Origin of the sequence: Alteriqipengyuania lutimaris, assembly GCF_003363135.1 — a bacterium.
Taxonomy (GTDB): Bacteria; Pseudomonadota; Alphaproteobacteria; order Sphingomonadales; family Sphingomonadaceae; genus Alteriqipengyuania; species Alteriqipengyuania lutimaris.
Genome location: NZ_QRBB01000001.1, coordinates 509,926 through 525,986 on the forward strand (window position 1 = coordinate 509,926; position 16,061 = coordinate 525,986).

16 protein-coding genes are annotated in these 16,061 nt (G+C 67.7%); 9 read left to right on the top strand and 7 right to left on the bottom strand.

What is annotated here, in order from left to right; genetic code table 11:
- Positions 1–7 precede the first annotated feature (7 nt).
- The 9 genes from DL238_RS02455 to DL238_RS02495 all read left to right on the top strand — a co-directional run bounded on the left by DL238_RS02455 (position 8) and on the right by DL238_RS02495 (position 8,914).
- Positions 8–199, top strand: a complete 192-nt coding sequence (locus DL238_RS02455; RefSeq protein WP_115490805.1) for a phage tail assembly chaperone — start codon at positions 8–10, stop codon at positions 197–199.
- Positions 192–758, top strand: a complete 567-nt coding sequence (locus DL238_RS02460; protein ID WP_115490806.1) for a tail tape measure protein — start codon at positions 192–194, stop codon at positions 756–758. The genes DL238_RS02455 and DL238_RS02460 overlap by 8 nt, the downstream gene beginning before the upstream one ends.
- Complete coding sequence (locus DL238_RS02465; protein WP_115490807.1) at positions 758–3,079, top strand: DUF2460 domain-containing protein; 2,322 nt, start codon at positions 758–760, stop codon at positions 3,077–3,079. Before DL238_RS02460 ends, DL238_RS02465 begins: the two co-directional genes overlap by 1 nt.
- Complete coding sequence (locus tag DL238_RS02470) at positions 3,076–3,891, top strand: DUF2163 domain-containing protein (protein ID WP_115490808.1); 816 nt, start codon at positions 3,076–3,078, stop codon at positions 3,889–3,891. Before DL238_RS02465 ends, DL238_RS02470 begins: the two co-directional genes overlap by 4 nt.
- A 10-nt stretch (positions 3,892–3,901) precedes the next feature.
- The gene (locus DL238_RS02475; protein WP_115490809.1) at positions 3,902–4,336 is read left to right on the top strand and encodes an NlpC/P60 family protein; all 435 of its coding nucleotides are present in this window, start codon (positions 3,902–3,904) and stop codon (positions 4,334–4,336) included.
- Positions 4,324–6,501: a GTA baseplate fiber-binding domain-containing protein gene (locus DL238_RS02480; RefSeq protein ID WP_115490810.1), complete on the top strand. Its 2,178-nt coding sequence runs from the start codon at positions 4,324–4,326 to the stop codon at positions 6,499–6,501. The genes DL238_RS02475 and DL238_RS02480 overlap by 13 nt, the downstream gene beginning before the upstream one ends.
- Positions 6,498–6,950: a DUF2793 domain-containing protein gene (locus DL238_RS02485; RefSeq protein WP_115490811.1), complete on the top strand. Its 453-nt coding sequence runs from the start codon at positions 6,498–6,500 to the stop codon at positions 6,948–6,950. The genes DL238_RS02480 and DL238_RS02485 overlap by 4 nt, the downstream gene beginning before the upstream one ends.
- Positions 6,951–7,168: 218 nt before the next feature.
- The gene (locus DL238_RS02490) at positions 7,169–8,281 is read left to right on the top strand and encodes an OmpA family protein (protein ID WP_115490812.1); all 1,113 of its coding nucleotides are present in this window, start codon (positions 7,169–7,171) and stop codon (positions 8,279–8,281) included.
- 87 nt (positions 8,282–8,368) lie between these two features.
- Positions 8,369–8,914: a superoxide dismutase family protein gene (locus DL238_RS02495; protein ID WP_115490813.1), complete on the top strand. Its 546-nt coding sequence runs from the start codon at positions 8,369–8,371 to the stop codon at positions 8,912–8,914.
- Positions 8,915–8,998: 84 nt separating this feature from the next.
- On the opposite strand, the gene DL238_RS02500 is transcribed toward DL238_RS02495, so the two are convergent.
- From DL238_RS02500 to DL238_RS16550, 7 genes are all read right to left on the bottom strand, one after another.
- Positions 8,999–10,603 (bottom strand): MFS transporter, encoded by a 1,605-nt coding sequence (locus tag DL238_RS02500; RefSeq protein ID WP_115490814.1) that lies wholly within the window; start codon positions 10,601–10,603, stop codon positions 8,999–9,001.
- A gap of 25 nt (positions 10,604–10,628) precedes the next feature.
- Positions 10,629–11,324 carry a 7-cyano-7-deazaguanine synthase QueC gene (queC, locus tag DL238_RS02505; RefSeq protein ID WP_115490815.1) on the bottom strand — a complete coding sequence of 232 codons (696 nt, stop codon included), beginning with the start codon at positions 11,322–11,324 and terminating at the stop codon, positions 10,629–10,631.
- A 56-nt stretch (positions 11,325–11,380) separates the two neighbouring features.
- Positions 11,381–11,599: a hypothetical protein gene (locus DL238_RS02510; protein ID WP_234030928.1), complete on the bottom strand. Its 219-nt coding sequence runs from the start codon at positions 11,597–11,599 to the stop codon at positions 11,381–11,383.
- Between the two features lie 272 nt (positions 11,600–11,871).
- Positions 11,872–12,786, bottom strand: a complete 915-nt coding sequence (gene hslO / locus DL238_RS02515; RefSeq protein WP_115490816.1) for an Hsp33 family molecular chaperone HslO — start codon at positions 12,784–12,786, stop codon at positions 11,872–11,874.
- A gap of 58 nt (positions 12,787–12,844) precedes the next feature.
- Positions 12,845–13,774 carry an ornithine carbamoyltransferase gene (gene argF, locus DL238_RS02520; protein ID WP_115492729.1) on the bottom strand — a complete coding sequence of 310 codons (930 nt, stop codon included), beginning with the start codon at positions 13,772–13,774 and terminating at the stop codon, positions 12,845–12,847.
- Positions 13,774–14,967: an aspartate aminotransferase family protein gene (locus DL238_RS02525; RefSeq protein ID WP_115490817.1), complete on the bottom strand. Its 1,194-nt coding sequence runs from the start codon at positions 14,965–14,967 to the stop codon at positions 13,774–13,776. The genes argF and DL238_RS02525 overlap by 1 nt, the downstream gene beginning before the upstream one ends.
- Before the next feature lie 127 nt (positions 14,968–15,094).
- Positions 15,095–15,895: a cold-shock protein gene (locus tag DL238_RS16550; RefSeq protein WP_115490818.1), complete on the bottom strand. Its 801-nt coding sequence runs from the start codon at positions 15,893–15,895 to the stop codon at positions 15,095–15,097.
- Positions 15,896–16,061 lie beyond the last annotated feature (166 nt).

The window sequence follows — 16,061 nt, forward strand, 5'->3', positions numbered from 1 at the left end:
GCCGGTGATGAACGATTTCGCCAGCGGCGTCCCGCCGCTCGCCGCGCTCGCCGCACAGGCGCTCGGCTGGCCGCCCGACGCTTTCTGGCGCGCCACTCCGGCCGAACTGGCCACCGCACTCGGCCCCGCGACCCCTGCGCCCGAAGGCATCGGCCGGGACGATCTCGAACGACTGATGGAGCGCGAAGCCCATGGATGACGACCTCGACACGATGCTGATCGACGTGCGCGCGAATACGCAGGATTTTGCCGATGACATCGCGCGGATGCGGCGCGATCTGGACACAACGCTCGTGTCCGGCTTCGCGCAGGCGGGCAATGTGCTCGAACGCGGGCTCCTCTCGGCCATCCGGCGCGGCAGCCTCGGCTTCGAGGACCTGCAGGCCTCCGCGAGCAAGGCGATCGACCGGATCGCAAGCCAGGCGCTGAAGCTCGGCCTCGGGCAGGTCTTCGGCAACGCCAGCCCGCTCGGCGGCATCGTCGGCACCTTGCTGTCCGGCGCCCTCGGCCTGCCCGGCCGCGCGACCGGCGGGCCGGTGAGCGCGCAGCGCGGCTACCTCGTCGGCGAGCGCGGGCCCGAACTCTTCGTGCCGCCGTCCGATGGCCGCATCCTGCCGGTCTCGCAGGATGGCGGGCCGCGCCGGGTCGAGGTCTCGATCCAGCTGGCCGCGCCTTCCGGGACGAGCGCCCCCGTCGCGCTCGAACGTTCCAGCCGCCAGATCGCCGCCGCGGTACGCCGCGCGATGGAGAAGAGCTGATGGCCTACTGGCTTTGCGCACAGCGAAACGGGCAGGAAACCGACCACATCCAGCGCTTCGATCCACGCTTCTGGACGGTCAATTTCCCGCGGCCGATGATGACGAGCGTGGTCACCACCGCGCCCGATGCGCTGCGGGTGACCTGCGAATTCCACCACGAAGGCGAGCTGGCGGGGCTGATCTGGGAAAGCGAGGACACGCTCGACCACCCGCTCCACGCCTATGCGACCCATCGCGACTATGCGCACACGGTTCTCTCTTTCCGATGGCGCAGCGGCGGGGTGATCGCGCTCGATGCAGTGCACGGACCCACGCTGACGATCGAAGGCCGCGATGCGAGCGGAAACCCGCGCGCCTGGTATGTGCGCCTGTGGAACTATGCCGAAGGGTCGCCCGAGGATGCACGGATCACGCTGGCTTTCTCCGCACTGGAAAGCGGGTTCACTCTCCCCGGCGAAGCGGTGCATCCGGGTGCCATCGATCGCATGTTCGTCTCGATCGCGCCGCCGGGATACGCGCCGGGCAGCACCGCGCAGCTGGCAGCGCGCGCCGACGGCTGGGTCGAGCTGAGCGAGATCGCCTGCGACGGCAGGCATGCCATGCTCGAAATCGGTGACTGCATGCTGCCCGAGCATGGCGAGCAGATCGCCACCGCCTACGACGACAGCTTCAACCAGACGCCCGCGCGGCTCGTGCGCCAGATCCGCCACCTCGGCTATCGCGGGCGCGTGGTCCACTATGTCGGGATGAGCCATTATTTCCGGCTCGAGCGGCTGGGCAATGCGCATTACGTCAGCCTCGCGGGCGGCGCGCTCAACGATGCCTGCGCCGCATGGCATCGTGCCTATGCAGCCGAGGCGAAGGCGGGCGGCCTCGCGATCATCTGGTCGCTGTCCTACGAATTGTTCGACGCGCATTGCTGGAACGACTGGAAGCAGCGCTCGCACGACGGCAGCCCGGCCCAGACCGGGTGGGTGCCGCCATCGGCGCTGCTCTCTCCGGCTCACGAAGGCGCCATGGGCTATCTGCGGCAGGTCGCAGCCGCCTTCGTCGCGATTGCCGAGGACGCGGGGCTGCCGGTGCTGTTCCAGATCGGCGAGCCGTGGTGGTGGGTGACCCCCGGCAGCTTTGCGCCGTGCCTCTACGACGATGCCGCGCGCACGGCTTTTGGGGGCAGTCCGCCGGTCATTTCCGACATGCGCGAGCCGCTCGATGCCGGACAGATCGCGCTGCTCGACCATGCCGGCGCGCTGCTTGCCGCCTCCACCGCCGCGCTGGCGCAGGCGGTTCGCGATGCGGCCAGCGGCCCGACCGAGATCCTGCTGCTCGCCTTCACGCCGACCATCCTCGACGGGAAAATGCCCGAGATAGAGCGCGCGAACCTGCCGCTGGGCTGGGCCTGGCCTGCCTTCGACCGCTTGCAGCTCGAAGACTACGACTGGCTGACCGCAGGCGCCGATGCGCGCCGGCGCGCCGCCTACGATCATGTGGACGCGCGGCTCGGCTACCCGATCGACCGGCAGGACTACTTCGCCGGCTTCGTGCTGCTGGCGGAGGATGCGCAGGCCTACTGGGCACGGATCGATGCGGCATTGAACGAGGCGCAGGCGCGCGGCGTGGAGCAGCGCTTCGTCTGGGCGCTGCCGCAGATCGCGCGCGACGGATACACCCGGCTCCGCCCACCCGAAGAGGACGATATGCGCAATTTCGACGATGTTTCCTATCCGCTGGCGCTGGGCACCGACACCGGCGTGAGCCCCGAATTCTCGACCTCGGTGCTGGTGACCGCCTCGGGGCACGAGCGGCGGACGGCGCAATGGGCGGATGCGCGGCTGCGCTTCGATGTCGGCCCCGGCATCCGCTCCGACGCCGAACTCGCCACGCTGCTGGCATTCTTCCGCGCGCGCCACGGCCCGGCGCGCGGCTTTCGCCTGGCCGATCCGTTCGATCATTCCTCGGGCGCAGCGGTGCCGGAGCCGGGCGACCAGTTGCTCGGCACCGGCGATGGAGAGCGCACGCGCTTCGCGCTGGGGAAGGCCTATGGCGAGGCACCCGAGCTGCAGATGCGCCGCATCACCCGGCCCCGTGCAGGCACGGTGCGGGTGGCCGTCGATGGTACGGAGACGAGCGCCTTCACGCTCGATCCGCTCGGCGAGATCGTGCTCGACGCTCCGCCCGGGGAGGGCGCCGAGGTGCGCGCGGGCTTCCTGTTCGATGTGCCCGTGCGCTTTGCCGAGGATCGCCTTGCGATCAGCGCGGCGGGCTTCGCCGCGGGCCAGGCGCCGAGCGTGCCGCTGGTCGAAATCAGGGAAGCCACATGAGCGCGCCCGCAGGCGAAGACCGCCTCGATACCCGCGCCTTCTTCTGGCGGATCGAGCGGCGCGACGGCGTGGCGCTGGGTTTCACCAGCCACGACCGCGACCTGCAGCTCGACTGGCTGGCGCTGCGCGCCGCGCCCGGCATCCGCCCCGCCGCGCTGCGATCGACCACCGATGTCACGCGCGACGATGCGCAGATGGAGGGCGCGCTGACGCACGATGCCATCTCGGCGCGCGACCTTGCCGCCGGGCGCTTCGACGGGGCGGCGGTCAGCGTAGGCACCATCGATTGGCAGAGCGGCGAGGCGGAAGTGCTGTTTCGCGGTGCCATCGGCCAGACGGAAGCAGAGGAAGACGGGTTTTCCGCCGAACTGCGCTCGCTCAAATCCGCGCTCGAATTCGATCCGGTCCCGCGTACCAGCCCGGGCTGCCGCGCGCGTTTCTGTGGGCCGGGCTGCAATCTCTCGCCCGCGCGTTTCCAGCGCGAGGCGTCGGTCGCCGCGCTCGATCGCTCGACCGACAGCGTCACCTTCGAGGGGATCGCGGCAGGCGATGTCCTGTTCGGCGGGCTGCGCTGGCTGGATGGCCCCGCCACCGGACTGCGCCACGCGATCATCGCCCAAGAGGATGGCGCGCTCGTGCTCGACGGGGCCATCCCGCAAGGCGTCGGCGCCGACACGCGCGCGCAATTGCGCGAAGGCTGCGACCGCACGATCGCGACCTGTTCGACGCGCTTCGGCAATGCGGTGAACTTTCGGGGCGAGCCCTTTCTGCCGGGCAATGATCTCGTCGCACGCTACCCCTCGCGCAGCTGAGCGTCTTGGCATGACCTCGGCACTTGCCGCCGCGGCACGCGGCCTCGTCGGCACGCCCTTCCGCCTGCAGGGGCGCGATCCCGCCACCGGGCTGGACTGCGTCGGACTGGTGCTCGCCAGTCTGGCACAGGTTGGCGTGCGCCTCGACCTGCCCGCCGACTACCGCCCCCGGCGGCGCAGCTTCGTCATTCCTGAAGTGGCCCTCCTCAATGCCGGACTGATCGCAGTCACCGGGCTTCATGGAAGTGGCGACATCCTGCTTCTGCGCACCGCACCGGCGCAGGTACATGCCGCGATCGCGCATGACGGGGCGAGTGTCATCCACGCGCATGCCGGGCTGGGGCGCGTGGTTCTCGGCCCGATACCGCCCGACTGGCCCACCATCGCCGCGTGGCGGCTCGCACCCCTTTCTGCCCTCAAGGAGACACCCCAATGGCCACGCTGATCCTTTCCGCCGTCGGCACGGCGGTCGGCGGACCGATCGGCGGCGCGGTCGGCGCGCTGCTCGGCCGCGCGGTCGATGGCGCCGTCCTCGGGGAGCCGACCCGCGAAGGGCCGAGGCTGACCGAACTCGCGGTGACCACGTCGAGTTACGGGCAGGCGGTGCCGCGCGTCTACGGGTCGATGCGGCTGCCCGGAACGATCGTCTGGGCGACCGACCTCGTCGAAAGCAGCGAGACGAGCGGCAGGAAGGGTCAGCCGAAGACGAGGACCTACAGCTATTCGATCTCCTTCGCGGTGGCACTGTCGAGCCGGCCGATCGCATCGCTCGGACGCATCTGGGCCGATGGGGCGCTGCTGCGCGGGAGCGCCGGAGACCTCAAGGTCGGGGGGAGGATGCGGCTCTATGCCGGGCACGGCGACGAGCCGCCCGATCCGCTGATCGCAGCGGACATGGGCGCGCAGACCGTCGCCTTTCGCGGCCTCGCGCTCGCGGTGTTCGAGGATCTGGAGCTGGCAAGCTTCGGCAACCGCATCCCTGCGCTGAGCTTCGAAGTGCATGCACCGCCCGGCACGATCGACCTCGCCGCGCTCGTGCCCGAAATCGATTTCGCACCGCTCAGCTCGGCGCCGCTCACGGGCCTCGCAGGATTTGCGGATTACGGCGGCACGCGGTCGAGCCTGCTGCAAGACCTCGGCCGGATTTACCCGATCGCCGTCACATCGACCGCTGCCGGCCTGCTGATATCGCAGGAAAGACCGGCCGCCCCGGCAATGCTCCCGGCTGCGATTGTCGGTCGCGAGGGGGGTGAGGATCGCGCGGTGCCGGTCGTGCGTCGGAGCGGCACTGGTGATGAGGCGCCGACGGGGCTGCGCTATTACGACGCGGCGCGCGATTTCCAGCCCTCGCAGCAGCTCGCGCCAGCGGCGTCGGGCATGCAAGGCATGGCCATCGAATTTCCCGGCGTCTTCACCGCAGAGACCGCCCGGGCGCGGATTGCCGACGTCCGGCGCCGCGCGCTCACCAGGCGCGAGACCCTGTCCTATCGTATCGGCACGCCCAGCGCCGAATATGCGCCCGGGCGCTGCGTCCGTCGAATTGGCGACAACAGGATGTGGTTCATCCGCAGTGCCGATTGGCATGCGGACGGCGTCGACCTGCATCTCGAAAGGATCGTCGCGGACGTGGACAGCGCTTCGATTGCCGATCCCGGTACCGCTCTGGGTCCGGCGGACGAGCAGGCGGGCGCGATCGTCCTGCGCTATTTCGAGCTGCCGTGGGACGGCATGGGCACCGGCACGGTCCCGCAGCGCTTCGCCGCCGTGAGCATGTCGGGCGTGCGCAGCAGCATCGCCCTGCTTGGGGTCGAGAACGATGCGCTGGTGCCACTGGGAATTTCGGCACGCGGCGATGCGGTGCAGGGGCAGAGCCTGACGGCCCTCAGCGGATCGCCGGGCCTCCTGTTCGAACCCGAAGCCACCCTCGACGTGATGCTTTCCAGCGTGGCCGATCGTCTTCTCTCGGTCGAAGAACGCGCGCTGCTGGACGGGGCGAACCGCCTGTTGCTGGGGGAGGAAATTCTGCAATTCCGTTTCGCCCTTCCCCTCGGGGGCGGCGCATGGCGCCTTTCCGGTCTGCTGCGCGGGCGCGGAGGGACCGAGCATCACGCCGCAGCGGGCCACGCGCCGGGCGTGCCGGCCGTGCTGCTCGATTCCGCGCTCATCGCGCTCGGGCAGGAAGATTATGCCGAGATCGGGGCGCAGAGCGGACTGGCGCATTCGGAACCGGTCTACGCCAGGCTCGCCTCACCCGGCCGCAGCATGCGCCCCCTGCCGCCAGTCCACCTCAAGCATCTGATGGCCGAAAACGGCGACCCGCTGTGGCGCTGGGTCCGGCGCGCACGCGGAGCATGGCGCTGGCTCGATGGCGTCGACGCCCCGCTGAACGAGGAAAGCGAAGCCTACCGCGTCGGACTGGGGCCCGAAGACAGCCCGCACGCCAAGTGGGACGTTGCCGAAGCCCGCTTTTCGCTCCCCGCCGCCGAGTGGGAGAACTTGCAGGGGGCATATCCTGCTGCCCCGCTCTGGGTCCGGCAGATCGGCACCCATGCGCTCTCCCGACCCACGCTCCTGCCATCCCGATCCACTGCTCCGGAGACCCGCCCATGACCACCCCGCTCACGTTCACCGGCCGTACCGCACACGCCGACCTGCCCTTTCTCTTTGCCGGTCAGGCGCAGAAGGAGGCGAGCGTCAACGAAGCGCTCGCGCGCATCGACGCGCTTCTTTCCCCCTCGGTCGAGGGCGAGGCGAGCATGCCGCCGGCAGACCCGGCGGACGGGGAGGGCTGGATCGTCGGCCCGAGTGCGCAGGGCCTCTGGGACGGGCGCGATACGCAACTGGCGTTTCATGCGGCCGGCACATGGCTGTTCGCCGTGCCCCGCGAAGGCCAGCGGGTGTTCGACCGGTCCAGCGGCTGCCTTCGCGTCTGGCGCGATGGCTGGCTGGCGCTTGTCCTGCCTCCCGCGCCCGAGGGCGGGGCGCTTGTCGATACGGAGGCGAGGGCGGCATTGGCGGCGCTTGTCGAGGGGCTTCGCTCAACCGGTTGGGGCTCTTGAACGGTTCCGGGAACCGTCGCGGACACAAGACGTTGGCAGCACGGGAGGAACAGGGTTGCACCCGGCTTCCGTAAAAATCGCCCTTGCTTCTGAGGCAATCGTGCAACAGTGTCTTCGCTTTGCTTGAACGAAGGCCTGTCGGCTTGCCTCGGAACTGGGGAAAAGTTAAGTGGGGGCCTCCTGGTGGCTCCCAATCATAACAAAGGGGATTTTCAGTAATGCGCAATATCGTCATCGGAATGGCGATGGCTTCGACGATGCTCGCATCGCCGGCACTTGCACGCGAAGACTCGTTCTACGTGCAGGTTGAAGGTGGTCCGATGCTGGTCGAGGACATCGATTTCGCCGTGAATGGCGTCGACAGCGGTGTGATTGCCGACTACGACTCCGGTTACGACTTCGGTGGTCTGGTTGGCTACGATTTCGGCCCGGTCCGTCTCGAAGCCGAAGGCAGCTTCCGCGAAGCGGATCTCAGCGAACTCAATGTCGGCACGCAGGGTTTCCCCGTCGCTGCCGGCACCGCGCCCGCAGGCCTTTACCCGGCGACCGGTTTCGCCAACTCGCTTAGCTTCATGGTCAACGGTCTCGCCGACTTCGGCGACGACGATGGCCTGCAGGGCTTCGTGGGTGGTGGTGTCGGTGTTGCCCGCACCAAGGTCAACGCCGCCGCCGAGCTCAGCGGTCCCGCCGCGATCGACGATTCGGACACCGGCTTCGCGTGGCAGATCCTTGCGGGCGTGCGCGCTCCGCTGACCGATCGTATCGACGCCGGCCTGAAGTATCGCTTCTACAACGCCGAGAACGTTGATCTCGTCAACATCGTCGGCGACACCATGGAAGGCCGTTTCCGCTCGCACTCGCTGCTCGGAACGCTGACCTACAACTTCGGCGAGCCGGCTGCACCGCCGCCCCCGCCGCCGCCGCCGCCGCCGCCTCCGCCCCCGCCGCCCCCGCCGCCTCCGCCGCCGCCTGCGGTGCAGTGCAACACGGGGCCGTACATCGTGTTCTTCAACTGGGATCGTTCGGACATCACGCCGGAAGCGGCTTCGGTGCTCAACAACGCGATCTCGGCTTACCAGAACTGCGGCAACGCTTCGGTGATGCTCGCCGGTTACACCGACCGTTCGGGTACCGTGCAGTACAACCTCGGCCTCGCGGCACGTCGTAACGCTTCGGTCCGCGAGTACATGAGCGGTCGCGGCGTTCCCGATGGTCGCATCAGCAGCGAAGCCTTCGGCGAAGCGAACCCCCGCGTTCCCACCGCCGACGGTGTCCGCGAACTGCAGAACCGCCGGGTGGAAATCACCTACGGTCCGGGTTCGGGCATGTAATCGAGCGGTTCACCGCTACGAAATCGAAAGGGGCCGGAGCAATCCGGCCCCTTTTTCGTTGGGCGGGTAGAAGAAGGAGAACCGCACATGATCAACCCGATCGCCACTGGCCTGAAGGCCGCCGCCGTCATCGCTCCCGCCTGCCTGCTCGCCGCCTGCGCCACCACCTCCCCCATGGATGGCGGCACGGTCGCCACCGCCGACCTTGTTGACCGCAGCGGCTCCCCGATGGGAGAGGCGCGGTTGATGCGGATCGGGGATTCGCTCGAACTGGCGGTTACGGCCCGCGGCCTCGAACCGGGCGAGCATGGCTTCCATCTCCACACGACCGGTCGCTGCCAGGTGCCCGACTTCACCTCCGCTGGCGGGCACCTCAATCCCACGAACGAGGGCCACGGACTGCTGGACGACGATGGCAGCCACCTGGGCGATCTGCCCAACCTCGAAGTGCGCGCCAACGGCACCGCGAGCGTGCAGGTGCCCATTCGCGGCATGCGCTCCACCGTGATGGACCAGATTTTCGATAGCGACGGCACTGCCATCGTGATCCACGCCGATCCCGACGATGGCCGCACAGATCCCTCGGGCAATGCCGGAAACCGCATGGCCTGCGGCGTGCTGATGCGCAGCTGAGGCAATTTCGCGCGCACCCCACGCGCCACAAACGGGCGGCCTCTCCTTCCTGGAGGGGCCGCCCCTTTTTGTTGGAGGAGCTGCCTAGCCGCCCCGGCCCATGGCGAGCACCCGCTCCTGCGCGGCCGGCACCAGCTTGAGCGCGAACAGCAGCAGGACCAGCCCGATCGGCGCGGCCCACAGCAGGCTGAGCATCCCCAGCGACAGGTTCTCGCCCGCCTTGGCGGAGATCAGCCCGGCAAGGTACGGCCCGAGCGCCAGACCGACCAGCGTCGTCGCGAGGAAGAAGGTCGCGGTCGCAACCCCGCGCATGCGCGGAAGCACCAGCGACTGGCTGGTCGCGGCGGCGGCGCCGAGTGCGCTGGAGGCGAAGAGCTGGGCGATCGCGGCGCAGATCAGGAACACCGCCTTGCTTTCGGTGGTGAACATTACCCAGACCACCGGAACCGGCGCCAGCAACCCGAACAGGACCACGTAGAGCCGCCCGCCGGGCAGCTTGGTGAACAGCCAGTCCGCCACGCGGCCGCCCAGAACGACGCCAAGGAACCCGGTCACGGCGGCAGGTGCGCCGAGCAGCAGGCCGAGTTCGCTCTTGGAAATCTCGAACACGCGCTCGCCATAGGGCGCACCCCAGTAGGATGTGGCGTAGGAGATGAACGCGACCATGCCGTAGCCGAGGATGGTGCACAGGAAGGCCGGCGAGCCCCATGTCAGCGCGAAGGTTTCCGCATCGCGCGAACGCAGCGCGCTCGCCCAGCTGAAGATGGCGTAATAGCCGACCGCAAGCAGGAACCACTGGTCCGAGATGCTCGTCTCGAAACCGAATGTGCTCATGATGAAGCCCTGGCCGGAGCCCACCAGCGCCGTGATCGCCCAGGCTGCGACGAAGAACCCGACCAGACCCGCAAGGTTCACCGCGAGCGGGCCGAGGCCGCGCCGGGCCGCGCCCACGATCGTGAAGGGCGGGATGATCTGCAGGAGCTCCTCGAAGAACCCGCGAAACGGTTTCTCGACCGGCTCGGACGGCATGCCGTCGATCAGGCCGCGGACGGGCTCCTTGAGCGTGAACACCCAGACCGCCAGCAGCAGCCCGGGCAGGCCCACGGCGACGAAGGCCGCCTGCCAGCCCGCCAGGCCCAGCGGTCCGCCCTGCGGATAGGCCGCATTCCACTGCTCGACGATCAAGCCGCCGATCAGCAGCGATATGCCGCCCCCGACGTACAGGCCCGAGGAATAGATCGCGAGCGCGGTGGCACGCAGCCGTGCGGGAAACCAGTCCGAAATCAGCGAATAGGCAGACGGGCTGGCCGTCGCCTCTCCGATCCCGACCCCGATCCGTGCGCCAGAAAGCATGCCGGCATTCTTGGAAAAGCCCGACAGCGCGGTCATCGCCGACCACAGCGCGAGGCCGATGGTCATCAGGCGCACGCGGTGCCAGCTGTCGGCCAGCTTGCCGAGCGGGATGCCGAACAGCGCGTAGAAGATCGCGAAGGCCGTGCCGTACAGGAAGCCCAGGAAGGCGTCGTCCACGCCCAGATCGGCTTTGATGTCGTTCGCGAGGATCGAAAGGATCTGACGGTCGACGAAGTTGAGCACGTAGACGAGTACGAGCACGCTGAGCGCATACCAGCTGTAGGCCGGGACGCGCGCCTCGGCCGCCGCCTCCGCTGGCTTGTCCGTTTCGCTCATCGATCCCCTCTCCCTATGTGAATTCTTATTCTGTTTCGGGCGGATAGGTGAGCCCGTCGGTCAACCCGGCCGCCGCGAAACCTCCCATGCGCAAGCGACAGCTATCGCACAATCCGCACGGCAGGCCATCCCCCCTGGGATCGTAACACGACCAGCTGAGCCCGGTGTCGAGGCCGAGCCTGTCCGCCTCGCGCGCAATGTCGGCCTTGCTGAGGAATTGCAGGGGGGCATCGATGGCAAAGCCCTGGCCCTCTATCCCTGCCTTGGTGCCCAGGCGCGCAGCCTCGGCAAAGGCGGCGATGAATTCGGGGCGGCAGTCGGGATAACCCGAATAGTCGAGCGCATTGACGCCGATCACGATCCTGCCTGCGCCGATGCTCTCCGCAAAGGCCGTGGTCAGCGCGAGGAAGACGAGGTTGCGCGCGGGCACGTAGGTGACCGGGATCGTCTCGCCCACGCCATCCTTGGGCACATCGATATCGGCGGTCAACGCGGATCCGCCGAACTGCCGCAGATCGAGCGCGATTTCGGAATGACCGGCAAGGCCAAGCGCGCGGGCGATGGCGCGTGCCGCCTCCAGTTCGCGCTTGTGCCGCTGGCCATAGTCGATCGTCAGGGCGTGGACGTCGTGCCCCTTTTCCCGCGCCAGTGCCGCCGCGACCATCGAATCGAGGCCACCGGAAAGCAGGACCGCGGCTTTTTCTTGGCTATTCTCAGGCATCGGGCGGCGCTAGCGCTTTAGGCCGATTGACCGCAAGCCCGCATGCGCGCCCCGGGCTAGCGGCAATCGCCCACCCGGCGCCCTTCGGCTTCGAAGGAGAACGGGGCGCCGCCATCGAACCCATCGGTGCGGAGCTGGACGAGATCGGGCGATTCGCGGCGAATGGACGTCCGGCCATAGCCCGAACCTCCACAGCTATACTGGATCGTCGCGGCGCTCGCATTGTCCTCGATCACGATCCGGCGACACGACTGGCCGCGGTGGCGCAGTTGCACCAGATCGCGTTCCGAACGGAGACACACGCGCCGCGCGCGGTCTTCCCCGCGTTCGCGGATTCCCCACGTCCCCGGCCGCAACTGTCCGAACACGGCGACCGACAACGCGTTCGCGGCGGCCGGTACAAAAACGGCCGCACCCGTCGCCAGAGCAAGGACGGCGGCGGCTTTGAGCCCTATACTTCGCACGACGTGTCTCCCACCATCATGGCGCAAACCCGTTTCATTATCTTGCGTCTTACCAGCTCAACACGCCACGCAACCTGAACGGATCATGCGGCGATCCTGAAGATACGCGAGCAGAACGCACAATCGACCAGAATGTCCCCGCTTTCATCGCGCATCTCCGCGCGCTCTTCTTCGGGGAATCGACGAATGACCGATTCGTAGTGTTCGACGCTGCACCGGCACCCGCGTACCAGCGGCTCTCCGGGGAAAACCCGCACTTCGCTTTCCTCGTGGAACAGCCGCCAGACGAGCCCTTCGAGCGCAAGCCCCTCGTCCAGCAATTCCTCGTGACGGATGGAAGACGCCATCACCTCGACATGCTCCCACTGCGGATGCGACAGCCGGACATGGAGCCGTTCGCGCCCGACCTCGCCATCGGGCAGGTGTTGCGCGAGCAGGCCCGCGGCGATCGTACGCTCGCCCTCGGTCCGGATCGCGACGCGCAGCAACGTGGGCACCTGTTCGGACTGCATGAAATAGGCTTCGCACGCCTCGGCCAGGCTTTCGCCTTCGAGCGGGACGATCCCCTGGTAGCGTCCGCCGCGTTCGGGCACGTCGAAGGTAATCGCGAGATAGCCTTCGCCGAACAGCGCGGCGAGCGAGGGATTGGCGCCGAGTTCCGCCAGCCCTTCGCGATCGAAATCGGCATAGCCGCGGATCGCACCCTGCCGGTAATCGCACACAAGCAGCTTCACGACGCCGGCCTTGGTCTGCGCCTGCATCGTCATCTGGCCTTCGTCCTCGATCAGGCTGCCGATCAGCGCGCCGAGCACCAGCGCTTCGGCCAGCAGGTGCCGGATCGCAGGCGGATAGGCATGCACGTCGAGGATGTCGGACAGCGTCCGGTCGAGCCGGACGAGCCGCAGGCGCGTGTCGCGCTCCGGGATCGAGGCACCCAGCCAGTGGTCGGAGAAGGTTTCGCTCTGCGCAGCTGCGCGTGTTTCGGAGTTCTGTGTCACGCCGCGCTATATGGGGGCGATTGCGCGGGGCCCAACCCCACCCCGAAGCCCGTTGAGCTCAGAGCTTGCCGAAGGCCCAGAGAAGCACCGATTTCTGTGCGTGAATGCGGTTCTCCGCCTCGTCGAAAACGCGCGATTGCGGCCCTTCGATCACGCTTTCGCTCACTTCGTCGCCCACATGCGCGGGCAGGCAGTGAAGGAAATCTGCGTCGGGCTTGGCCAGCGCCATCAGCGTATCGTCGACACGGTAGGGCTGCATCGCGCCGAGCTTGTTCTCGACATTCTCCTGCCCCATCGAAACCCACGTATCGGTCACGAGGACATCGGCCCCGCGCGCGGCCTCCTGCGCATCCTGCGTCAGCGTCACCGTCGCGCCGCCCGCGCGCGCCATTTCGACGAAGGCGCTATCGGGCTCGAACCCGGCGGGCGTGGCGATCCGCACGTTGAACTTGAAGATGCCGGCAGCCTCTAAAACCGAATGCAGCACGTTGTTGCCGTCCCCGAACCAGGCGAGCTCGAGCCCGGGCAGCGCCTTGCCCTGTTCGATGATCGTCAGCAGGTCGGCCACGATCTGGCACGGGTGCGACTTGTCGGTCAGCCCGTTGATGACCGGCACGCTGGCGTAGCGCGCCATTTCCTCGACCTTGGCGTGATCGTCGGTCCGGATCATGATGGCATCGACCATCCGGCTGAGCACGCGTGCAGTGTCCGCCACGCTCTCCCCCCGGCCCAGCTGCATCGCGCCGCCTTCCATCACCATCGCAGATCCGCCCAGCTGGCGGATCGCGATGTCGAAGCTGGCGCGGGTGCGGGTGGAGCTTTTCTCGAAGATCATCGCGAGGACATGGTCCTTGAGCGGCGCGTCGGCATCGGCGCGCCCCTTGGGCCAGCTGGCGCGCGCAGCCTTGCGGTCCTGCGCGTCGTTCAGCATCGCGGCGATCGCGTCGCCACCCGCATCGGCGAGGTCGAGGAAGTGCCGCACGCCCATCATGCAGGCTCGGGGATCGTGTAGTCCCCCGCACCGGCGGACAGCTTGTCGAAGAATTCGTCCATCTCCGCATCGCCGATAACCAGCGGCGGCAGCACGCGCAGCGTGTTGTCGCCCGCCGCCACGGTCAGCAGCTGGTGCTTATCGCGCAGGTGCTGGAAGAAGGGCCGGCTTTCGACCTTCATCTTGATCCCCAGCATCAGGCCTTCGCCGCGCACATGATCGAACAGCTCGGGGTAGTTGCCGATGAACTGTTCGAGCCGCGCCTTGAGCCGTGCACCCTTGTCGCGCACGCCGGCGAGGAACTCTTCGTTGGCCACCACGTCCATCACCGCCTGACCCGCCGCCATCGCGAGCGGGTTGCCACCATAGGTGGAACCATGCGTGCCGAAGGTCATCCCGCGCGCGGCATGCTCGGTCGCCATGCAGGCCCCCAGCGGGAAGCCGCCGCCGATGCCCTTCGCGGTCGCGACGATGTCCGGCTTGATGCCGTAGAGTTCGTGCGCATAGAGCCTGCCGGTGCGCGCCATGCCGCACTGCACCTCATCCAGCACCAGCATCAGGCCGTGCTCGTCCGCCAGATCGCGCAAGCCCTGCATGAATTCGTGGCTGGCGGGGCGGATGCCGCCCTCGCCCTGGATCGGCTCGACCAGGAAGCCTGCGGTCTTGGGGCCGATCATCTTGCGCGCCGCTTCCAGATCGTCGAACTCGCAATAGGCGAACCCTTCGAGCAGCGGCAGGAAGCCGTTGTGCATCTTCGCCTGGTTCGACGCGCTGATGGTGGCCATCGTGCGCCCGTGGAACGCGCTGGTGAAGGTGATCAGCTCGGTCCGGCCCTTGTCGCCATCCTCGTGCTGGTGGAAGGCGCGCGCGGTCTTGATCGCGCATTCGACCGCTTCGGCCCCCGAATTGGTGAAGAACACGGTATCGGCGAAGGTATTGTCGACCAGCGTCTGCGCCAACTTTTCCTGATGCGGGCTGCCATAGAGATTGGAGACGTGCATCAGCGTTTCCGCCTGCTTCTGGATCGCGCCGATCAGCCCTTCGTGGCTGTGGCCCAGCAGGTTGACCGCAATGCCGCTCGCAAAGTCGAGATAGCGCGTGCCGTCCTCGTCGATCAGGTGGCAGTGATCGCCCTTCACGGGGCGGACGTCGCAGCGGGGATAGACGGGCATCAGGGCGGGGATCGACATGGCAACTCCAGAGAACTCAAACGGGTAAACGACAAATGGCGGCCCCGTGAGGGAACCGCCATCTGAAATCCTAGTCGGCGATCTATTGCCTTGCCCCGCGCGGGTCAAACCCGCCGGGGCCAAGGCATCATTCCTGCACGGGAACGAGGTTGACCGCCGAATACTTGCCTCGTCGGTCGACCTCGAGATCGAACTCGTAACGTTCGCCCTCGTTGATTTGGCTGAGGCCCGAACGCTCGACCGCGCTGATATGCACGAAGGCATCGGGCTGGCCGTCGTCGCGCACCAGGAAGCCGAAGCCCTTCATCGAGTTGAAGAACTTGACCGTGCCGGTCGCCTTTTCACCGGTCAGCTCGCGCCGCGGCGCGCCAGCGGCACCGCCTTCGCGCGGAGCGGCGACGGCACCACCGGTAACCGGAATGACGTCACCCACGATCTGAAGATCCTGGGCGGAAATCTTGCCGCCGCGATCGACGAGGTTGAATTCGAGCTCCTGCCCTTCGGCAAGCCCTTCGAGCCCGGCACGTTCGACGGCGCTGATGTGTACGAACACATCGTCCCCGCCGCCTTCCTGCTGGATGAAGCCGAAGCCCTTCTGGCCGTTGAAGAATTTCACCTGGCCCTTGCCGGTACCGACGACCTGCGGGGGCATACGGTTGAAACCGCCGCCACCTCCGCCGGCGCCGCCGCGCGGAGCACCGCCGCCGCCGAAGCCGCCACGGCCTCCGCCGCCGCCACCGCGATCCTGGAAACCACCGCGGTCATTGAAGCCGCCGCGATCCTGGAAACCGCCTCCGCCGCGATCGTCGAAGCCGCCGTGATCCTGAAATCCGCCCCCGAAATCGCCCCCGGGAAACGGCTCGAAGCCGTCTTCGCCGATATTGTCCCGCTTGTCGCGCCCGCGCCGACGTCCTTTATCGTAACCCATAACTCGCCAAAAACCTTGTTACTTCCATCCGTCCTCATATCGAAATGTCGGACGGTGCGGACGGCCACCTCCCGGCATTGCTCCGTGGCAAATTATCGACGTCCGTGACGCAAATCCCCCGCCAGGCTGGTGCTACCCTTACCGCAGAATGAACCTGCGCGCGAAC